The organism is Pseudomonas oryzihabitans (genome assembly GCF_032027545.1).
Taxonomy (GTDB): domain Bacteria; phylum Pseudomonadota; class Gammaproteobacteria; order Pseudomonadales; family Pseudomonadaceae; genus Chryseomonas; species Chryseomonas oryzihabitans_F.
The window spans coordinates 1-384 of sequence record NZ_JAVSJB010000111.1 but is presented as its reverse complement, the minus strand read 5'-3'; the positions used below and the strand labels follow the sequence as shown (position 1 = coordinate 384).

Below are 384 nucleotides of genomic sequence, written 5' to 3'. Positions count from 1 at the left end.
ATGGTCTGAACGTAGCGGATGTGCGGGTGTGGCGAGAGTCGGACGATCTGTACATCCAGGTACGAGAGACGGGTGAAACCCTAAGGGTCAGCTCGCACTTTTCTGAGGACGGCAACAGCCTCTCAGGCTATGCCATCAACCAGGTGCAGTTCGCCGATGGCACGGTGTGGGATGGCAAGCAGCTCAAGGCCTGGGTCACCCAGGGCAGTGAGTTCAACGAAACCCTGATGGGGTATGCGACGGCCGATACGCTCGCTGGCCTGGCCGGCAATGACAGCCTGTACGGCCGCGGCGGTGACGACGTGCTCGACGGGGGTGAGGGCCGTGACAGCCTGTACGGTGAGGACGGTAACGACACCCTGCAAGGCGGCGCCGGTAACGACA

Annotated in this window: 1 protein-coding gene; it reads left to right on the top strand. The window is 62.5% G+C overall.

What is annotated here, in order from left to right:
- Positions 1 to 384, top strand: a 384-nt coding sequence (locus RND78_RS27950) for a calcium-binding protein (RefSeq protein WP_312733483.1), incomplete at both ends; no start/stop codon positions are given.